The organism is Burkholderia sp. Bp9016 (assembly GCF_003857765.1).
GTDB lineage: Bacteria > Pseudomonadota > Gammaproteobacteria > Burkholderiales > Burkholderiaceae > Burkholderia.
In genome coordinates this window covers 1-646 of the sequence record NZ_QTPY01000093.1, presented here as the reverse complement: position 1 = coordinate 646, position 646 = coordinate 1, and the positions used below count along the sequence as shown (strand labels likewise).

The window sequence follows — 646 nt, the reverse complement described above, 5'->3', positions numbered from 1 at the left end:
GAATCAGCTCTTGTCGTACGAGAACTGGATGCCGGCGGTGCCGCCGGTCTGGATGAACAGGTCGATGAACGCGGGGACGGTCGCGCTGCGTGCCCAGTCGCGCTGCAGTTCGCAGAACAATTGCGCGACGCTGATCATCCGGCCGCCGGCCTGCTCGATGCGGCGCAGCGCGGCTTCGTGCGCGGCCACCGACGTGCCGCCGACCGCATCGACGACCACGTAGACCTCGTAGCCGGCCTTCAGTGCGTCGAGCGCGGGGAAGGTCAGGCACGCCTCGGTCCAAAGTGCGGTCATGACGAGTTTCTTGCGGCCGGTGGCTTCGACGGCCTTGCGGAACTCGACGTCTTCCCACGAGTTGATGCTGGTGCGGTCGCAGGTCGGATAGCCTTCGAGGGCGGCGCGCAGTTGCGGGATCGGCGGCTTGTTCAGGCCGGTCTTCACGTTGACGGTGGAGTGGACGATCGGCAGGCCGTAAGCGACGGCGGCCTTCGAGGCGCCGACGATGTTGTTGATCAGCAGCTGGCGATCCATCGAGGCGATGGAGTTCACCTGGACCGGCTGGTAATCGATGACGATGAACGCCGCGTTCTGCGGGGTGAGCAGGTGGTCGTTCGCGGGGTCGCGAATCGGTTCGCTTGCCATGGTT

General features: G+C 65.6%; 1 protein-coding gene. It reads right to left on the bottom strand.

Going from position 1 to position 646, the window contains the following annotated elements; all coding sequences use genetic code 11:
- Positions 1-3: 3 nt before the first annotated feature.
- Positions 4-642 carry a hydrolase gene (locus DIE13_RS32575; protein WP_124831047.1) on the bottom strand — a complete coding sequence of 213 codons (639 nt, stop codon included), beginning with the start codon at positions 640-642 and terminating at the stop codon, positions 4-6.
- Positions 643-646 lie beyond the last annotated feature (4 nt).